We start from the raw sequence: 17,828 nt of genomic DNA, 5'->3' as shown, positions 1-17,828 counted from the left end.
AGGAGCAATCATGAACCTTCATTCCAGAGCGACCGCCTGCCTCAGGGCAGGCCTGTTCGGCGCCGGTCTCGCCATCGCCCTCGCTTCCTGCGGCGGCGGTGGCGGCGACGGCGGCAGTTCCATGCAGATGAACCCGCCCCCGGTCACGCCCACCATCGCCGGCGCCTTCGCCACCCGGACCCTGGTGGCGGACAGCGGCAGCGGCGCCGAACACCTCGACGGCCATCTCGTCAATGCCTGGGGCCTCGTCTTCAATCCGACCGGCTTCGTCTGGGTGGCGAACAACGGCAGCGCCACCTCGACCTTGTACGACGGCAACGGCGTGCCCCAGACCCTGGTGGTCGCGATTCCGCCGGGCAGCGCCGGCACCTCCAGCCCGACCGGCATCGTCTACAACGGCAGCACCAGCTTCCAGGTGACCCAGAACGGCGTGAGCGGGGCCAGCGCCTTCATCTTCGCCACCGAGAACGGCACGTTGTCGGGCTGGTCGCCGGCGGTCAACCGCAACAACGCGGTGCTGGCGGTCGACACCGGCGCCAGCGGCGCGGTCTACAAGGGCCTGGCGATCGCCAACTACGCCGGCGCCAACTACCTGTACGCGGCGGACTTCCGCAACGCCCGGGTCGACGTCTACGACGCTGGCTGGAACCGGGTGACCCTGCCCGGCGGCGCCTTCGCCGATCCCAACCTGCCGGCCGGCTACGCGCCCTTCGGCATCCAGGCCATCGGCGGCCGCATCGTTGTCGCCTACGCCCAGCGCACCACCGGCAGCATCGACGAAACCAAGGGCGCCGGACTCGGTATCGTCGACGTCTTCGATGCCAGCGGCGCGCTGGTGAAGCGGCTCGTCACCGGCGGCGCATTGAACGCGCCCTGGGGCCTGGCGATGGCGCCGGCCAATTTCGGCGGCGCCAGCAACATGCTGCTGGTGGGGAATTTCGGCGATGGGAAAATCAATGCCTACAATGCCGACACCGGCGCCTTCGCCGGCACCCTGATGCGCGCCGACGGCAGCGCGATCGTGATCGACGGCCTGTGGGGCATCGCCTTCGGCAACGGCGTCAACAACCAGCCGGCGAACACCCTGTTCTACACCGCCGGCCCCGGCGACGAGGCGCATGGCGCGTATGGCCGCATCGACGCTCAGTGAAGCCCGTCGGTGAAGCCCGTCAGTGAAGCACGCGCGGCCCCACCGCCTGGGCGATGTGGTCGACCAGTGAGCCAGGCTCGACCGGCTTGGCGAGGTAGTCCGTGAAGCCGGCCTGGATCGCCCGGTTGCGGTCGTCCTGGCGCGTGAACGCGGTCAGGGCGATGGCCGGGATGGCGCCGCCGGCGCCGGCCGAACGGCGCCGGACGCGGCGCATCAGCTCGAAGCCGTCGACGTCGGGCATGCCGATGTCGCTGACGATCACGTCCGGCCGCTCGCGCTCCAGCAGCGCGAGGGCGGTGCCGGCGCTGGAGGCGGCCATGGTGGTGGCGCCGCTCTGGTGCAGGATCTGCTGCAGCACGTCGAGGGTGTCCTCGGCATCGTCCACCAGCAGCACCTTGACGCCCGCCAGGCCGCCCTGCCCCGGCGCGTGCGCCGGTTCCGCGGGAGCAGCCGCCGGCGCCGCCGCGGCTTCCGGCTCGGCCAGCGGCAGGCGCAACGTGAAGGTGGCGCCGGCATGCGAGCCCGCGCTGACGACGTCGATGGTGCCGCCATGCAGCTCGACCAGCTGGCGCGCGATCGACAGGCCCAGGCCCAGGCCGCCGTGCCTGCGGGTGATCGACGCATCCTGCTGGCGGAAGCGGTCGAACACGTAGGGCAGGAATTCGGGCGCGATGCCGATGCCGGAATCGGTCACGCGGATCACGACGTCCTGGCCTTCGCGCCCCATCAGCACATGCACCATGCCGCCGCTCGGCGTGAACTTGACCGCATTCGACAGCAGGTTCCACATCACCTGCTGCAGCCGGCCGGGGTCGCCCAGCACGGTACCGATGCCGCGCGCGACGTCGACACGCAAATCGATGCGCTTGGCCACCGCGGCCGGATACACGGTGCCGAGCGCCGCCTCGATCACCTTGTCCGGCTCGATCAGCTGCACGTCCAGGCGCAGGTTGCCGGAAATGATGCGGCTCATGTCGAGCAGGTCGTCGATCAGCTGGGCCTGGGCGCGCGCATTGCGCTCGATGGTTTCGAGGCCGCGCTTGAGGGTCGCCTCGTCCCTGACGCCGCGCTGCAGCATGCTGGCCCAGCCGAGCACGGCGTTGAGCGGCGTGCGCAGCTCGTGCGAGAGGGTGGCCAGGAATTCGTCCTTCAGGGCGCTCAGGCGCTCGGCCTCGTCGCGCGCGGCGCGCTCGCGCGTGAGCAGCTCCTGGCGCTCGGCGGCGGTAGCCTGCGAGATCGACAGCACGCGCGCATTCGCCTCCAGGCGCGCATCGAACACGGACGCCAGCAGGGCGAAGCCGAGCACGCCGAAGGTCGCGATCACGACCAGGGTCGCCAGGCCGTCGTGGTTGACGCCGCCCTTCGCGGCCATGCAGACCGAGTCCAGCGGGAAGCTGGCGGCCGCCATGCCGGTGTAGTGCATGCCGACGATGGCCACGCCCATCACCACCGCCGCACCCACGCGCGGCAGCCACACGTTGGGGGCGTTACGGCGCAGCCGGAAGGCGATCCACAATCCCAGGCCGGACGCGGCGATGGCGATCGCCACCGACAGCGCGAACAGCCAGGGATCGTAGACGATGCCCGGCTCCATGCGCATGGCGGCCATGCCGGTGTAGTGCATGGCGTTGATGCCGATCCCCATCAGCACGGCGCTGGCGGCCAGGCGCTTCTTCCCCAGCTCGCCGCGGCTGACCTGCCACAGGGCCAGGCCGGAGGCGGCGATCGGCAGCAGCAGCGAGACCAGGGTCAGCGAGAAATCGAAGGCGATCGGGATCGGCAGGCGGAAGGCCAGCATGCCGACGAAGTGCATGGCCCAGATGCCCGAGCCCATGGCGATGGCGCCGCCGACGATCCAGGCGGCGACGGCGCGGCCGCGCGACTGGCTCACGCGGCCGGCGAGGCTGAGCGCCGCATAGGAGGCGGCGATCGCGACCAGGATCGAAACCAGGACCAGCGGTGTTTCGTAGTGTCCAGTCAGCATCGTCGAAGCCCGTTGGAGGACTGAAGGCCGGAGCAGGCTGCGCCAGGCAGCGCTCCACGGAAGAAGTCTGCCCCCAGTATGCTACGACTTCCTCCGGTTCGGCGACACAAGAAACGTCCGAGTCGAATTGTTACGAATATGAAACAATTTCGTCTATCGTGCTGGCGCGCCCGTGTGCTAGCCAGCAAGCACCCCCGCCCGCTCGAGCATCGCATGCAGCAGCACGTTGCAGCCGGCCTCCAGGTGGGCCGGCTGGGCGTCCTCGATCTCGTTGTGGCTGATGCCGTCCTTGCAGGGCACGAAGATCATGCCGGCCGGGGCCAGGCGCGCCACGTAGATCGCATCGTGGCCCGCGCCGGACACCACGTCCATGGTCGAGTAGCCGAGCTTCGCGGCGGCATTGCGCACCGCGCCCACGCAATCCGGGTGGAAGGGGCAAGGCGGATAGTAGGACACGCGCTCGAGCTGGATCTTCAAGCCGGTCTCCCTGGCGCTGCGTTCGACGAAGGCGGTGATCTCCTCGTGCATGGTGTTCAGGAGTTCGTCGTTCACGTTGCGCAGGTCGATGCTGAACTTGACCCGGCCCGGAATCACGTTGCGGCTGTTCGGGAATACCTGCACCATGCCGACCGTGCCGCGACCATACGGCGGATAGCGGTTCGCGATCGCCACCGTCTCCTGCATGATCCTGGTCGCGACCTGCAGCGCGTCGCGGCGCAGGTGCATCGGGGTCGGGCCGGCATGCGCCTCCATGCCTTCGACCGTGCAGTCGTACCACGACAGGCCCATCACGGCCGGCACCACGCCGATCACCTTATCCTCGTCTTCCAGCACCGGGCCCTGCTCGATATGGGTCTCGAAGTAGGCGCCGATCGGGTGCTCGCCCGGGGTCTGTTCTCCCTGGTAGCCGATGCGCGCCAGTTCCTCGCCGACGCTCAGTCCGTCGACGTCGCGCGCGGCATAGGCCGTCTCCAGGCTGAAGGCGCCGCAGAACACGCCCGAACCCATCATCACCGGCACGAAGCGCGAGCCTTCCTCGTTGGTCCAGAACGCAACCTCGATCGGGGCCTCGGTTTTTATTCGAAGGTCGTTCAGGGTACGCACCACCTCGAGCCCGGCCAGCACGCCGTAGTTGCCGTCGAACTTGCCGCCGGTGGGCTGGGTGTCGATATGGCTGCCGGTGACGATGGGCGGCAGCGCCGGATTCGCACCTTCGCGGCGCATGAAGACGTTGCCGATCCGGTCTACCGTGATGCTCAGGCCTGCTTCCTGCGCCCACTGGACCACCAGGTCGCGGCCCTGGCGGTCGAGGTCGGTGAGGGCCAGGCGTTTGACGCCGCCCTTGTCGGTGGCGCCGATCCGGGCGAGGTCCATCAGGGAGGTCCAGAGGCGGGAACCGTTGATGCGGAGTTCGTTCATGGTGATCCTTCGGATTCGTATTGTTTGATGTACCGGGAGCCTAAACCAACGTCGTCCCCGCGCAGGCAGGGACCCAAGTTTGACGAGCAGACGTAACGCACGCAGAACTTGGGTTCCCGCCTTCGCGGGAACGACGTTTACATGTTCGTGGCGCTATTCGCGTTCACGCGGCGTTGGCAGTCGTGGCCGTAAACGCCGGCCGCTCCACATACCGCCCGGCCCCTTCTTCAGCACGCAAGTCGCCATTCGCATACGCTACGCGCCCCGCCGCCACCGTATGCGTCGGCACCCCGCGGACGGTCCGCCCCTCGAACACATTGAACCCACCCTTCGAATGCTGGGTCGCCGCCGACAGCGTGCGCGTCGCCTCCGGATCCCACACCACGATGTCGGCATCGGCGCCCACCTGCACCACGCCCTTGCGCGGGTAGATGTTGAAGATCTGCGCCGCGTTGGCCGAGGTCACGCGCACGAATTCGGACGGGGTCAGGCGCCCCGTGTTGACGCCGGCATCCCAGACCACGGCCATGCGCTCCTCGACCCCGCCGCAGCCGTTGGGAATTCGCGTGAAGTCGTCGGCGCCCATCGCCTTCTGCTCGGCGCAGAAGGTACAATGGTCGGTTGCCGTGGTGTGCAGGTTCCCGCCCTGCAGGCCCTGCCACAGCGCGGTCTGGTGGTGGCTGGAGCGGAACGGGGGACTCATCACGAAGGCGCGCGCGAAGGCGGGATCGGGATTGCTGTAGACGCTGTCGTCGATCACCAGGTGGCCGGCCAGGGCCTCGCCATACACGCGCTGGCCGTGGGCGCGGGCGCGCGTGATGGCTTCCAGCGATTCGGCGCAGGACACGTGCACGATGTAGACCGGGGTGCCGAGCACGCCGGCGATGGCGATCGCGCGGTTCGCCGCCTCGGCTTCCACCGCCGGAGGACGCGACAGCGGATGCGCTTGCGGTCCACGGATGCCCTTGGCCAGCAGCTCGCGCTGCAGCTGGTAGACCAGCTCGCCGTTCTCCGCATGCACGGTCGGGATCGCGCCGAGTTCGAGCGCGCGGCGGAAACTCTTCACCAGGGTCTCGTCGTCGGCCATGATCGCGTTCTTGTAGGCCATGAAGTGCTTGAAGCTGTTCACGCCATGCTCGCGCACCAGCGTGCCCATGTCTTCGTGCACCGACTCGTCCCACCATGTGACGGCGACGTGGAAGGTGTAGTCGGCGGCCGACTTCTTCGCCCAGCCGCGCCAGGTGTGGAAGGCGTCCATCAGCGGCTGCTTCGGATCGGGGATCACGAAGTCCATGATGGTGGTGGTGCCGCCGGCCAGCGCGGCCGCGGTGCCGGTATAGAAATCGTCGGCGGTGACCGTGCCCATGAAGGGCAGATGCATGTGGGTATGGGTGTCGATCCCGCCCGGCATCACGTACTGGCCGCCGGCATCGATCACGCTTGCATTTGCAGGCGCTTCGAGATTCTCGCCGACGGCAACGATCTTGCCGCCTTCGCACAGGACGTCGGCACGGAACGCCCGGTCGGCGTTCACGACGGTACCACCGCGGATCAGTACACTCATACATATCTCCTGTAGGGTGGGCACCCCGTGCCCACGTGGTCAGTCCAGCGAGCGGGCGGGCGCCATCGCCGGCACCGCCCTGCCCTTCATCATCAGGCCGTACACCACCGCGGCGATCGCGATGCCGACGAACCATGCATAGGTGTACAGGGTCTTGAAGGTGGCGCCGACGCCGGGGAAGGCGTCCGGGAAGGCCGCGTTCAGGAAGCCCGGGATATTCGGCAGCACGCCGGCGACGAAGGCCACGATGGCGGCCGTGTTCCAGCCGCTCCGGTAGGTATAGATGCCGTCGTCGCGGTAGAGCTGATCGACCGCCAGCTCGGTCTTGCGGATGAAGTAGTAGTCGATGATCAGGATGCCGGCGATCGGTCCGAGCAGGGCCGAATAGCCGGTCAGCCAGATGAAGATGTAGTTCTCTGTCTTCTCGAGTATCTTCCACGGCATCATGGCCAGCGCGATGCCGGCGGTGATGTAGCCGCCGACGCGGTAGGAGATGCGCTTCGGCGACAGCGCCGAGAAATCGTAGGCGGGGCCGACCATGTTGGCGGCCAGGTTGACGCTGGCGGTATCGATCAGCAGGATCAGCAGCGCCACCAGCACCCCGGCGCCGGTCATGCGGCTGGAAACGTCGACCGGGTCCCACAGCGCCTTCCCGTACAGGACGACGGTGGCCGAGGTGACGGTCACGGCCAGCGCCGCCAGCAGTGCCATCGGCAGCGGCAGGCCGAGCGACTGGCCGACCACCTGGTCGCGCTGGGTCTTCGCGAAGCGGGTGAAGTCGGGAATGTTCAGCGCCAGCGTGGCCCAGTAGCCGATCATCGCGGTCAGCGAGGGCCAGAACACGGACCAGAACATCCCGGCCTTCGGTCCGCCCGGGGCGAACTGCGAAGGCTGGTCCAGCAGCGGGCCGAAGCCGCCGACCTTGTCGTAGACCCACCACAGCAGCAGGAAGCAGATCGCGATTTTCAGCGGCGCGGTATAGGTTTCGAGCTTGCGGATCGAATCCATGCCGTGCACGATGAAATACATCTGGATCGCCCAGAAGCCCAGGAAGCAGCCCAGCTGGCCGGCATTGATGCCCAGCCCCGGCAGCTTGTCGCCGCCGATCGGGGCGCCGAGCAGCACGCCCAGCAGCGTGTAGATCATGCTGCCGCCGAACCAGGTCTGGATGCCGTACCAGCCGCAGGCGACCACGGCGCGCATCAGCGCCGGCAGCCGCGCGCCGCGCGTGCCGAAGGAGGCGCGCGCCAGCACCGCGTAGGGAATCCCGTACTTGGTGCCGGCGTGTCCGATCAGGAGCATCGGCAGCAGCACGATCACGTTGGCGGCGAACACCGTCATCACCGCCTGCCAGGCCGACATGCCCCCCTCGATCAGGCTCGACGCCAGCATATAGGCGGGAATGCTGATCACCATGCCGACCCACAGGGCGGCAAAGTGATACCAGCGCCAGGTGCGCTGGGCGGCGCCGGTCGGTGCCAGGTCGTGGTTCCAGAGGTCGGGGTGTGCGGCTGGGTCCATGCTCATCGGGTCGTTCTCCATCGGGACGTAGGGTGGGCGGCCTTCGCCCACGCGAATGGCCACATGATGCCACCATTCGCGTGGGCAGGATATGCCCGCCCTACGCGCTCACCTCCGCCCTGGGATTGCGCGGATCCTTCGTCCAGTTCATGTAAGGCAGGCCGGTCGGCTGGGGCACCATCGTGATGCAGTCCTCGACCGGGCAGGTGATTTCGCACAGGTTGCAGCCCACGCACTCGGAGGGCTTGACCTCGTAGCGCCTCGCTTCTCCCTCCACCAGCCGCGCGATCGCCTGGTGCGAGGTGTCTTCGCAGGCCACGTAGCACTTGCCGCACTGGATGCACTTGTCCTGGTCGATGCTGGCGATGACCTGGTAATTCATGTCCAGGTATTTCCAGTCGGTCGTATTGGCCACCGCCTTGCGCGAGAAGGCGGCGATGTTCTCGTAGCCCTTGCTGTCCATCCAGCGCGACAGCCCGTCCTTCATCTCCTCGACGATGCGGAAACCGTGCAGCATGGCGGCGGTACAGACCTGGACCGAACCGGCGCCCAGCGCGATGAACTCGGCGGCATCGCTCCAGCTGCCGATGCCGCCGATGCCCGAGATCGGCAGCCGGCTGGTGAGCGGATCGCGCGCGATCTCGGCCACCATGTTCAGCGCGATCGGCTTCACCGCCGCGCCGCAATAGCCGCCGTGGGTACTTGCGCCGCCGACGATGGGATGGGCCACCATGCGGTCGAGATCCAGGTGGGTGATGGAATTGACGGTGTTGATCAGCGAGACCGCGTCCGCCCCGCCCGCCAGCGCCGCCCGCGCCGGCGCGCGCACGTCGGTGATGTTGGGCGTCAGCTTGACGATGACCGGCAGCCGCGTATAGGTCTTGCACCAGCGCGTGACCCGCTCGATCAGGTCCGGCTGCTGGCCCACCGCCGCGCCCATGCCGCGCTCGGGCATGCCATGCGGGCAGCCGAAGTTCAGTTCGATGCCGTCGGCGCCGGTGGCTTCGACCAGCGGCAGGATCTCGCGCCACGGCGCCTCTTCGCAGGGCACCATCAGCGAGACGATCATGGCGCGGTCCGGCCATGCCTTCTTGACCGCGGTGATCTCTTCCAGGTTGATGGCCAGGCTGCGGTCGGTGATCAGCTCGATGTTGTTGAAGCCGATGACTTCGCGGTTTTTGCCGTGCAGGGCCGAGTAGCGCGAAGAGACGTTGACGGCCGGCGGATCCTCGCCCAGCGTCTTCCACACCACGCCGCCCCAGCCGGCCTCGAAGGCGCGCACCACGTTGTAGGCCTTGTCGGTCGGCGGCGCSGAGGCCAGCCAGAACGGGTTYGGRGACTTGATGCCGCAGAAATCGATGCTCAGGTCGGCCATGCTGCCTCCGCTTTGGATAGGATGTCGTTGTGGATGGCCAGCGCGGCCAGCTTGCCGTGCTGGACCGCCTGCACCGTCAGGTCCTGGCCGGGTGCGACGCAATCGCCGCCCGCGTACACGCCCGGCAGCGCGGTGCGGAAATGGGCGTCGACGCGGATCTTGTCGCGCTCATGCTCGAGCTCATTTTCCAGACCCGGTGCCAGCGGATCGGCCAGCGCAGCCATGCCCTGGCCGATCGCCTTGAACACGGCGTCGGCCGCGATCTCGATGATCGCGCCGGTGTTCACCAGGCGTCCGTCTTCGAGCCGGGTCTCCTCGAAGCGCATGCCGCGCACGCGGCCGTCCCCGTCGAGCAGGACCTCGAGCGGAGCTGCCCAGGTGCGGATGCGCACGAAATGGGTCTTGGCGATCTCGATCTCGTGCGCAGTCGCGCTCATGGCCTCGAAGCCGCGCCGGTACACCAGCGTGACCTCGTCGGCGCCCAGGCGCTTGAGCTGCACCGCCATGTCGATCGCGGTATTGCCGGCGCCGATCACGATGGCGCGGCGCGGCACCGGCAGCGCGGCCAGGTCGCCAGCCTGGCGCAGGGTGGCGATGTAGTCGACCGCCGCCATCAGGCCGGGCGCGTCTTCACCGGTCAAGCCCAGACGGCGGCAGGCGGCCAGGCCGAGGCCGAGGAAGACGGCATCGAAGCGGGCGTGCAGGTCGGCCAGCTGCAGATTGTCGCCCAGAGCCTGGCCGTAGTGGATCTCGATGCCGCCAATCGACAGGAGGAACTCGACCTCCTGCTGAGCGAAGTCGCCCGGCAGCTTGTACTTGGCGATCCCGTACTCGTTCAGGCCGCCCGGCTTCTCGCGCGCCTCGAACACGACCACGCCGTGGCCCAGCATCGCCAGCCGGTGGGCGCAGGCCAGCCCGGCGGGACCGGCGCCGACCACGGCGATGGTCTTGCCGGTGCCGGGTGCGCGCTGGAAGGGATGGCCCTTGAATTCGGCGTTGTCGATCGCATGGCGCTGCAGCAGGCCGATCCTGACCGGCTGTCCTTCGGCGTCGTGGTTGCGCACGCAGGCGTCCTCGCACAGGATCTCGGTCGGGCACACGCGCGCGCAGCTGCCGCCGAAGATGTTCTGCTGCAGGATCTTGACCGCCGCGCCTTCGATATTGTGGTCGTGGATGTTGCGGATGAAGCTGGCGACGTCGATGCCGGTCGGGCAGGCGCGCATGCAGGGTGCGTCGTAACAGTAGAGGCAGCGCGCGCTTTCGATGGCGGCCTGGCGCGCGGTGAGCGGCGGCGCCAGGTCGGTGAAGCGCTCGGACAATGCGCTGTGCGTGCCGCCTGCTGGCGGCAGGTGCTGGAGTGACTCGATCATGTGCATCCCTTTTTGTTTGAGTACTTCGTACTGCGGGAAATGCTGGCAAGTCCCCGTCGCCCCGCGAAGGCGGGGGCCCAAGTTCGATTAGCCGTCGAAACGCATGCAAACTTGGGTTCCCGCCTGCGCGGGAACGACGGACTAACGATGCTTACTTCATCTGCGGAAACGCGAACTCCACCCCGCTGCTCGCCGTATTCGGCCAGCGCTGCATCACCGCCTTGTGCCGCGTATAGAACCTCACCCCCTCCGGCCCATAGGCATGGTGATCGCCGAACAGGCTCTTCTTCCATCCGCCGAAGCTGTTGAAGGCCATCGGCACCGGCAGCGGTACGTTCACGCCGACCATGCCCACCTGTACCTGGCGCACGAATTCGCGGGCCACGCCGCCGTCGCGGGTGAAGACGGCGACGCCGTTGCCGTACTCGTTCCTGTTGATCAGCTCGAGCGCGCTGCCGACGTCCGGCATGCGCACCACGCACAGCACCGGGCCGAAGATCTCTTCCCGGTAGATGCTCATCTCGGGCTGCACGTGGTCGAACAGGGTGCCGCCGACGAAGAAGCCTTCCTCGCGGCCGGCCACCTTGAAGCCGCGGCCGTCCACCACCAGGGTCGCGCCCTGCTCCACGCCTTCGCCGATCAGTTTCTCGATGCGCTGCTTGGCCGCCAGGGTCACGACCGGGCCCATCTCGGCGCCCTGCTCCATGCCGTCGCCCACCTTCAGCGCCCTGGTGCGTTCGGCGAGGCGCTCCACCAGCTTGTCGCCGGCATCGCCGATCGCCACCGCCACCGAGATCGCCATGCAGCGCTCGCCGGCCGAGCCGTATGCGGCGCCGATCAGGGCGTCGACGGCCATGTCCATGTCGGCGTCCGGCATCACCACCATGTGGTTCTTGGCGCCGCCAAGCGCCTGCACGCGTTTGCCGGCCGCGCTGCCGCGGGCGTAGATGTATTCGGCGATCGGGGTCGAGCCGACGAAGCTGACCGCCTGCACGTCCGGATGGTCGAGGATGGCGTCGACAGCAAGCTTGTCGCCCTGGACCACGTTGAACACGCCGTCCGGCAGCCCTGCCTCCTTCAGCAATTTCGCATGCAGCAGCGACGCCGAAGGATCGCGCTCCGAGGGCTTCAGCACGAAGGTATTGCCGCAGGCGATAGCGACCGGGAACATCCACATCGGCACCATCACCGGGAAGTTGAAGGGGGTGATGCCGGCGACCACGCCGAGCGGCTGGCGCATCGACCAGGCGTCGATGCCGCGTGCGATCTGGTCGGTGAATTCGCCCTTCAGCAGTTGCGGGATGCCGACCGCGAACTCGACCACCTCGATGCCGCGCGCCACCTCGCCCTGGGCATCGGCGAAGGTCTTGCCGTGCTCGCGCGTCACCAGCGCGGCGAAGTCGTCGACGTGCTGCTGGCACAGCTGCAGGTATTTGAAGAGCACCCGTGCGCGCGCCAGCGGCGGGGTCGCGGCCCAGGCCGGGAAGGCCGCGTGGGCCGCGGCCACGGCCGCGTTCACGTCGTCGGCCGAGGCCAGCGCCACGCGTGCGCAGGGCTGGCCGAGCGCCGGGTTGTAGACGTCGGCATAGCGGCCGCCGCCCTCCACGCCTTCGCCATTGATGAAGTGTTGGATGGTCTCGTTCATGATGTGCTTTATTAGTCCAGGTTCCGGAGTACGTCGGCCAGCTTGCCGAACAGCTCGTCGATATGTTTTTTCTCGAGGATCAGCGGCGGCGACAGGGCGATGATATCCCCCGTCGTGCGGATCAGGATGCCGTCCGCGAAGGCCTTCTTGAACGCGGCATAGGCGCGCGCGCCCGGCTTGCCGGCGATCGGCTCCAGCTCGATGCCGGCCACCAGGCCGATGGTGCGGATGTCGATCACGTGCGGCAGCCCGCGCAGCGAGTGCACCGCATCTTCCCAGTAGGGCTGGATCGCCTTCGCGTTTTCCAGCACGCCCTGCTCCTTGAAGACTTCGAGGGTGGCGATGCCGGCCGCGCAAGCCAGCGGGTGGCCGGAATAGGTGTAGCCGTGGGCCAGTTCGATGCCCGGCGGCGCTTCCATGAAGGTATCGTGGATGAATTTTTTCGAGAACACGGCGCCCATCGGCACGGTGCCGTTGGTGATGCCTTTCGCGGTGGTGAGCATGTCCGGCTCGACGTCGAAGTAGTCGGCCGCGAACGGCGTGGTCAGCCTGCCGAAGCCGGTGATGACCTCGTCGAAGATCAGCAGGATCCCGTACTTGCTGGTGATCTCGCGCAGGCGCTTCAGGTAGCCCTTGGGCGGCACCAGCACGCCGGTGGAGCCCGACACCGGTTCGATGATCACGGCGGCAATCGTCGACGGGTCGTGCAGGGCGACGATGCGCTCCAGCTCATCGGCCAGCTCGGCGCCGAAGTCCGGCTCGCCGCGTGAGAAGGCATTCTTCAGCAGGTTGTGCGTGTGCGGCAGGTGGTCCACGCCGGGCAGCAGCGGGCCGAAGTTCTTGCGGTTCGGGCCGATGCCGCCCACCGACAGGCCGCCGAAGCCGACCCCGTGGTAGCCACGCTCGCGGCCGATCAGGCGGGTACGTCCGCCCTCGCCGCGCGCCTTGTGGTAGGCCAGCGCGATCTTCAATGCGGTATCGACCGCTTCCGAACCGGAGTTGGTGTAGAACACGTGGCCGAACTTGTGGCCCGTGTATTCCATCAGCTGCTCGGCCAGGTCGAAGGCGGCCGGGTGGCCCATCTGGAAGGTGGGCGCGAAGTCGAGCTGGCCGACCATTTCGCTGACGGCGGCGACGATCTTCGGCTGCGCATGCCCGCAGGGCACGCACCACAGGCCGGCGGTACCGTCGAGGATGGCATTGCCGTCGACGTCCTTGTAGTACATGCCTTCCGCCGACACCAGCAGGCGGGGGTTGGCCTTGAAGTCGCGGTTGTTCGTGAACGGCATCCAGAACGACGACATCGACTGGGGCTTTGACTGGTTCATGCGGCTCTCCCAAAAGATTTACCAATTGGCAAAATCATCGTGCAATAATAGTCAGCAAGACAACGGCGGCACATATACACAACCGGCGAAATCGGCCAACCGTACTGGTAGCATAACCTGTACAGTTGCTGGCGTCGCACCGAAGGAGTGGACCATGGCTGGGACTGGGGAAGACCTGCGCGCGACGAAAGCCGACCCGGCCTGGCCGGCGCTGCCGATCGACCGCCAGCGCCGCGGCAGCCTGGTCGACCAGATCGTCGCGGCGATCTCCGGGATGGTAAATCGGCGCGAACTGCGGGTCGGCACCAAAATGCCCTCGGTTCGACAATTCGCAAAGGTCAACGCCGTCAGCACCTTCACGGTGGTCGAGTCCTATGACCGCCTGCTGCACCTGGGCGTGCTGTCCTCGCGCCGCGGTTCCGGCTTTTTCGTCGCCCGCGGCGCCGACGCCGCGACGCCGCCCTGCCCCACCGCCTTCACGGGCAACCTGTCCGCGGCGGTCGACGCCCTCACGCCCGACCTGTATTCCGGCCAGTCCGATGCGCTGCCGGTCGGCGCCGGCTGGCTGCCGCCGGAGTGGTATGGCGAATCGACGATCCTGGACGCGGTGCGCCACGCGATGAAGATCCCGGCCGGCCGCCTGCGCGGCTATGGCCACCCTCTCGGTTTTCCCTCGCTGCGCCAGCACCTGGCCCACACCCTGTCGGACGAACTGTGCGCGGTCGAAGCGGAACAGCTGCTGCTGACGAATGGCGCCACCCACGCCTTCGACCTCGTGCTGCGCACCCTGACGCGCCCCGGCGACGTGGTGTTCGTCGAAGACCCCGGCTACAGCAACCTGCTGGCCCTGGTGCGCCACCACGGCTGCGTCCCGGTCGGCATTCCGCGCGGCGCGGCCGGGCTGGACATGGAGGCGCTGGCGCGCGAAGCGGAGCTGCATCATCCCAAGCTCATGTTCGTCAACACGGTGCTGCAGAATCCCCTCGGCACCTCGCTGTCGCAGGCCCAGGCCCACCGCCTGCTGGCGCTGGCCGAAGCTTTCGATTTCTGGCTGGTCGAGGACGACATCTACCGCGAGCTGGCCGCCCCCGGCGAAGCCTCGCTGGCGGCGATGGACGGCCTGCGCCGCGTGATCCGCATCGGTAGCTTTTCCAAGACTTTGTCGCCGGTGCTGAGGGTTGGCTCGATCTGCGCCTCCGGTTCGCTGATCCCGGAACTGGTGCGGGTCAAGATGCTGACCGGGCTCACGACTTCGGAGGTCAACGAGCGCGCCGTGTTCGATGCGATCAGCAGCCGCGCCTACCGGCGCCAGACCGAGCGCCTGGCCCAGCAACTGATCGAGGCCGGCGAGCGCGCGCAGGAAAAGCTGGTCGAGGCCGGCCTGCAGCCGCTGGCGCGCCCGCGCGGCGGCATGTTCGTCAGCGCCGGCTGGACGTCTCCCGCCACCGCGGAGCGCAACGGCAGGACGATCGCCGAACGCGCCCTGCGCGCCGGCATCCTGCTGGCGCCCGGCGAATTCTTCAGCCTTCGGCCGCCGCAAACGCCCTGGTTCCGCTTCAACGTCGCTTATGCGCACGAGCCGCTGCTGCTCGACTTCCTGCGCGCCCAATCTTGACAAGGATGGCCATGACCACGCCCACGAACACGATCACGTCTGCCAACGACACCATGCCCGGCAAAAGAGTCCAGCATCGCGAGGAGGTCGAGGGCGCGATCCTGCGCGAAGCCGTGCGCCTGTTCGCCGAACGCGGCTTCGAGGGCACGCCGATCCAGGAAGTCGCCGAGCGCGCCGGCCTTTCGAAGCAGAACCTGATGTACTACTTCCCGACCAAGCAGGCGCTCTACGAACGCGTGCTGGACGACGTGCTGGACGACTGGCTGRCACGCATGGCCAGCCTGGCCGACCCCGGCCAGGATCCGGCCGACGTGCTGCGCGCCTACGTCGCGGCCAAGCTGCGCTTCTCGCGCGAGCAGCCGCTGGCCTCGCGCGTGTATGCGATGGAAGTGATCGGTGGCGCCAAGCTGTACGGCGCGCAGATCCGCGAGCGCGTGGTGCCGCTGCTGCGCCAGGACATCGCCGTGTTCGAGCGCTGGATCGCGGACGGGCGCATCGCGCCGGTCGACGCCACCCACCTGCTGTTCGCGGTATGGGCCATGACCCAGTCCTACGCCGACTTCGCGGCGCAAATGTCGCTGGTGCTGGGCCGGAACGAGCTGACGGGACAGGACTTCGAGGATGCCGAACGCGTGATCACGGCGATGGTCCTGTCCCTCGTGCGCGGCGGACGCGCTACCTGAGCCCTGTCGCGTTCTTCAGGCCGGGCACGAATTCGGCGCCCTGCCTGACCTCGGCGGTGGACGCCTTCAGGGCATCGCCGATCGGCTCCGCGCGCCCGCCCAGGCAGGGCGCAAGGAAGTTTTCGGAGACGGCGTTGAAGGCGATGCTGTTGACCGGCCGCGCGAATCCGTGGCCTTCGTCCGGGAACACGACATAGGTCACCGGGATGCGCCGCGCATTCATCGCCGCGACGATCTGGTCGGATTCGCGCACATTCACCCGCGGGTCGTTCGCGCCCTGCCCGATCAGCAGCGGCTTCGAGATCTTGTCGGCGAAGTTGAGCGGCGAGCGTTCCTTCAGCAGCGCGCGGCCTTCCTCGGTGGTCGGATCGCCCATGCGCTTGTAGAACTGCTGCTTGAACGCCTCCCAGTACGGCGGAATGGTCTCCAGCAGCGTGAACAGGTTCGAGGGGCCGACGATGTCGACGCCGCAGGCGAAGGTGGTGGGTGTGAAGCTCATGCCGGCCAGGGTCGCGTAGCCGCCGTAGGAGCCGCCCATGATGGCGACCTTCTCGCGCGTGGTGACGCCGCTCCCGACCGCCCAGTCGACGGCATCGAGCAGGTCGTCGTGCATCTTGCGTCCCCACTGCAGGTCGCCCTTCGAGATGAAGGCCTTGCCGAAGCCGGTGGAGCCGCGGAAGTTCACCGACAGCACCGCGTAGCCGCGGTTGGCCAGCCACTGGTGGAAGGAATAGTAGCCGTATCGGTCGCGCCCCCATGGGCCGCCGTGCACCAGCAGCACCATCGGCACCGGGCGCGCGGCCTTGCCGTTGGCGTCCGCGCCGGCGGCCTTCGGCAGCGACAGGTAGGACACCAGGGTCAGGCCGTCGCGCGAGCGGATCTCCTGCGGGAACATGGCGACCAGCGGCGCGCCTTCCAGTTCGGGGCGCGAGGTGAACAGCTTGCTGAGGCGCTTGCCCTTGCGCTCGTAGAGCCAGGTCGCGGCCGGCGCCGAGACCGGGTCGGCCATGACCACCCATTTGCTGTCCGCATCGTCGCGCGAGCGGATCGTCAAGTCGCCCTTCACGTGCTCCTTCAGCCAGGCCAGGTCGGGCGCCACCGCGCGGTCGAGCGGCACGTAGTCGCGCTTCAGGTATTCGAGCTCGTAGGCCTGGGCGCGCCCGGTGCGCGGATCGAACAGGGCCGCGCCGATGTCGGCGCGTGCGTCCTGGGCCACGACCCTGGTTGCGCCGGTGGCGATGTCCTGGGCCACCAGCGCCGCCGTGTCGCGGCCGCGCGAGTCGCTCCAGTACAGGGTCTTGCCGTCGGTCGTGAAGCCCTGCGGCGAGGTGGTCAGCGCATCGTCCAGGTCGACCTTGACGAAGGGCGTCTCCTCGGCCTTGCCCCTGTCCTTGCCCATGGCCAGCCGGTAGTAATCGATGCCGCCATCCTTGCGCGACTTGCTGGCCACGCGCAGGTTCAGCTGCTCGTCCGCGAACAGGTCGCCATAGTCGTCGACGTTCTTGTAGACGAGGCTCAGCTTGCCGCTCTTCAGGTCCAGGCTGTAGACGTCGTGCCAGCGCGGGTCGCGGTTGTTGATGCCGACGAGGATGCGGTCCTTGACGTGGCGGCTGATGTTGATGATCTGGACCCGGGTCTTCTCGAAAGGCGTGAACAGGGTCTGCTTGCCGCTGGCGATGTCGACGCCGTACAGCAGGAAGTTCTCGTCGCCGCCCTTGTCGTTGATGAACAGCAGCGACTTCGAATCCGGCGCCCAGTACACCGTGCGGATCGGCCGCGTCTTCTCCGCGGTCAGCGGCCTGGCTTCGTTGGGCGCGCCGATCGGTGCCACCCACACGTTCAGCACGCCGTCGCGCGGGGCGATCCACGACAGCCACTTGCCGTCCGGGCTGATGCTGCCGGCGGTCTTGCTGGGATTGCCGAACAGTTTGGCGCGTTCGATCAGCGGGACCTCGTTGTTGACGGGCGGGTTGGCGGGCGGGTTGGCAGATGCGGCCGCGCCCTGGGCAAGCACGGCGGGCGTGAAACTGAGGGCGAAACATGCAAGCAGAATAGTGCGCAGCATAGTGACCTCGCGACAGGGATGAAAAGCCATCCTAGCCAGATCGGGCCTTGGAAGAAAGACAATTTTCCGGCGTGTTGTCAATACTCGACAGTGCTAGACTAGCAAGCTT

The 17,828-nt window shown here is 67.7% G+C and carries 12 protein-coding genes; 3 read left to right on the top strand and 9 right to left on the bottom strand.

Annotated features, from left to right (window positions below; all coding sequences use genetic code 11):
• The first annotated feature begins 10 nt into the window (after window positions 1-10).
• The gene (locus AC1DIX_RS13340) at window positions 11-1,150 is read left to right on the top strand and encodes a TIGR03118 family protein (RefSeq protein WP_442122324.1); all 1,140 of its coding nucleotides are present in this window, start codon (window positions 11-13) and stop codon (window positions 1,148-1,150) included.
• A 19-nt stretch (window positions 1,151-1,169) separates the two neighbouring features.
• Here the strand turns inward: AC1DIX_RS13340 and AC1DIX_RS13335 are convergent, their stop codons facing one another.
• The 8 genes from AC1DIX_RS13335 to aptA all read right to left on the bottom strand — a co-directional run bounded on the left by AC1DIX_RS13335 (window position 1,170) and on the right by aptA (window position 13,356).
• Window positions 1,170-3,134: an MHYT domain-containing protein gene (locus tag AC1DIX_RS13335; protein ID WP_477324859.1), complete on the bottom strand. Its 1,965-nt coding sequence runs from the start codon at window positions 3,132-3,134 to the stop codon at window positions 1,170-1,172.
• A gap of 177 nt (window positions 3,135-3,311) precedes the next feature.
• A complete protein-coding gene (locus AC1DIX_RS13330; RefSeq protein ID WP_477324857.1) occupies window positions 3,312-4,553 on the bottom strand; it encodes a Zn-dependent hydrolase in 1,242 nt (413 codons plus the stop codon).
• A gap of 163 nt (window positions 4,554-4,716) precedes the next feature.
• On the bottom strand, window positions 4,717-6,117 hold the full coding sequence (gene hydA / locus AC1DIX_RS13325) for a dihydropyrimidinase (RefSeq protein ID WP_477324855.1): 1,401 nt from the start codon (window positions 6,115-6,117) through the stop codon (window positions 4,717-4,719).
• 39 nt (window positions 6,118-6,156) lie between these two features.
• Window positions 6,157-7,644, bottom strand: coding sequence for an NCS1 family nucleobase:cation symporter-1 (locus tag AC1DIX_RS13320; RefSeq protein ID WP_442122320.1), 1,488 nt, complete (start codon window positions 7,642-7,644; stop codon window positions 6,157-6,159).
• A gap of 94 nt (window positions 7,645-7,738) precedes the next feature.
• Complete coding sequence (gene preA / locus AC1DIX_RS13315; protein ID WP_477324853.1) at window positions 7,739-9,013, bottom strand: NAD-dependent dihydropyrimidine dehydrogenase subunit PreA; 1,275 nt, start codon at window positions 9,011-9,013, stop codon at window positions 7,739-7,741.
• Window positions 9,001-10,383, bottom strand: coding sequence for an NAD(P)-dependent oxidoreductase (locus tag AC1DIX_RS13310; protein WP_477324851.1), 1,383 nt, complete (start codon window positions 10,381-10,383; stop codon window positions 9,001-9,003). The genes preA and AC1DIX_RS13310 overlap by 13 nt, the downstream gene beginning before the upstream one ends.
• A gap of 151 nt (window positions 10,384-10,534) precedes the next feature.
• Window positions 10,535-12,028 carry a CoA-acylating methylmalonate-semialdehyde dehydrogenase gene (locus AC1DIX_RS13305; RefSeq protein ID WP_477324849.1) on the bottom strand — a complete coding sequence of 498 codons (1,494 nt, stop codon included), beginning with the start codon at window positions 12,026-12,028 and terminating at the stop codon, window positions 10,535-10,537.
• 11 nt (window positions 12,029-12,039) lie between these two features.
• Window positions 12,040-13,356, bottom strand: a complete 1,317-nt coding sequence (gene aptA / locus AC1DIX_RS13300; RefSeq protein ID WP_477249944.1) for an omega-aminotransferase AptA — start codon at window positions 13,354-13,356, stop codon at window positions 12,040-12,042.
• Between the two features lie 154 nt (window positions 13,357-13,510).
• Here aptA and AC1DIX_RS13295 point away from each other — a divergent pair, with 154 nt between their 5' ends.
• Window positions 13,511-14,971: an aminotransferase-like domain-containing protein gene (locus AC1DIX_RS13295; RefSeq protein WP_477324847.1), complete on the top strand. Its 1,461-nt coding sequence runs from the start codon at window positions 13,511-13,513 to the stop codon at window positions 14,969-14,971.
• 11 nt (window positions 14,972-14,982) lie between these two features.
• The gene (locus tag AC1DIX_RS13290; RefSeq protein ID WP_477324845.1) at window positions 14,983-15,654 is read left to right on the top strand and encodes a TetR family transcriptional regulator C-terminal domain-containing protein; all 672 of its coding nucleotides are present in this window, start codon (window positions 14,983-14,985) and stop codon (window positions 15,652-15,654) included.
• Here AC1DIX_RS13290 and AC1DIX_RS13285 read toward each other — a convergent pair.
• Entirely contained in the window at window positions 15,647-17,719 is a 2,073-nt protein-coding gene (locus tag AC1DIX_RS13285; protein WP_477324843.1) for a S9 family peptidase, read from the bottom strand. The genes AC1DIX_RS13290 and AC1DIX_RS13285 overlap by 8 nt on opposite strands.
• Window positions 17,720-17,828: the final 109 nt, after the last annotated feature.

This window comes from Massilia sp. 05N420, from assembly GCF_056397205.1.
Note: the sequence above shows the minus strand (reverse complement) of the source record. Positions and strands in the feature narration are given on the sequence as shown.

Coding starts and splice junctions, on each gene's coding strand:
- aptA (WP_477249944.1), bottom strand. CDS start 13,356: ATGAACCAGTCAAAGCCCCAGTCGATGTCGTCGTTCTGGATGCCGTTC.
- AC1DIX_RS13330 (WP_477324857.1), bottom strand. CDS start 4,553: ATGAACGAACTCCGCATCAACGGTTCCCGCCTCTGGACCTCCCTGATG.
- AC1DIX_RS13340 (WP_442122324.1), top strand. CDS start 11: ATGAACCTTCATTCCAGAGCGACCGCCTGCCTCAGGGCAGGCCTGTTC.
- AC1DIX_RS13285 (WP_477324843.1), bottom strand. CDS start 17,719: ATGCTGCGCACTATTCTGCTTGCATGTTTCGCCCTCAGTTTCACGCCC.
- AC1DIX_RS13310 (WP_477324851.1), bottom strand. CDS start 10,383: ATGATCGAGTCACTCCAGCACCTGCCGCCAGCAGGCGGCACGCACAGC.
- hydA (WP_477324855.1), bottom strand. CDS start 6,117: ATGAGTGTACTGATCCGCGGTGGTACCGTCGTGAACGCCGACCGGGCG.
- AC1DIX_RS13305 (WP_477324849.1), bottom strand. CDS start 12,028: ATGAACGAGACCATCCAACACTTCATCAATGGCGAAGGCGTGGAGGGC.
- AC1DIX_RS13335 (WP_477324859.1), bottom strand. CDS start 3,134: ATGCTGACTGGACACTACGAAACACCGCTGGTCCTGGTTTCGATCCTG.
- AC1DIX_RS13295 (WP_477324847.1), top strand. CDS start 13,511: ATGGCTGGGACTGGGGAAGACCTGCGCGCGACGAAAGCCGACCCGGCC.
- AC1DIX_RS13320 (WP_442122320.1), bottom strand. CDS start 7,644: ATGAGCATGGACCCAGCCGCACACCCCGACCTCTGGAACCACGACCTG.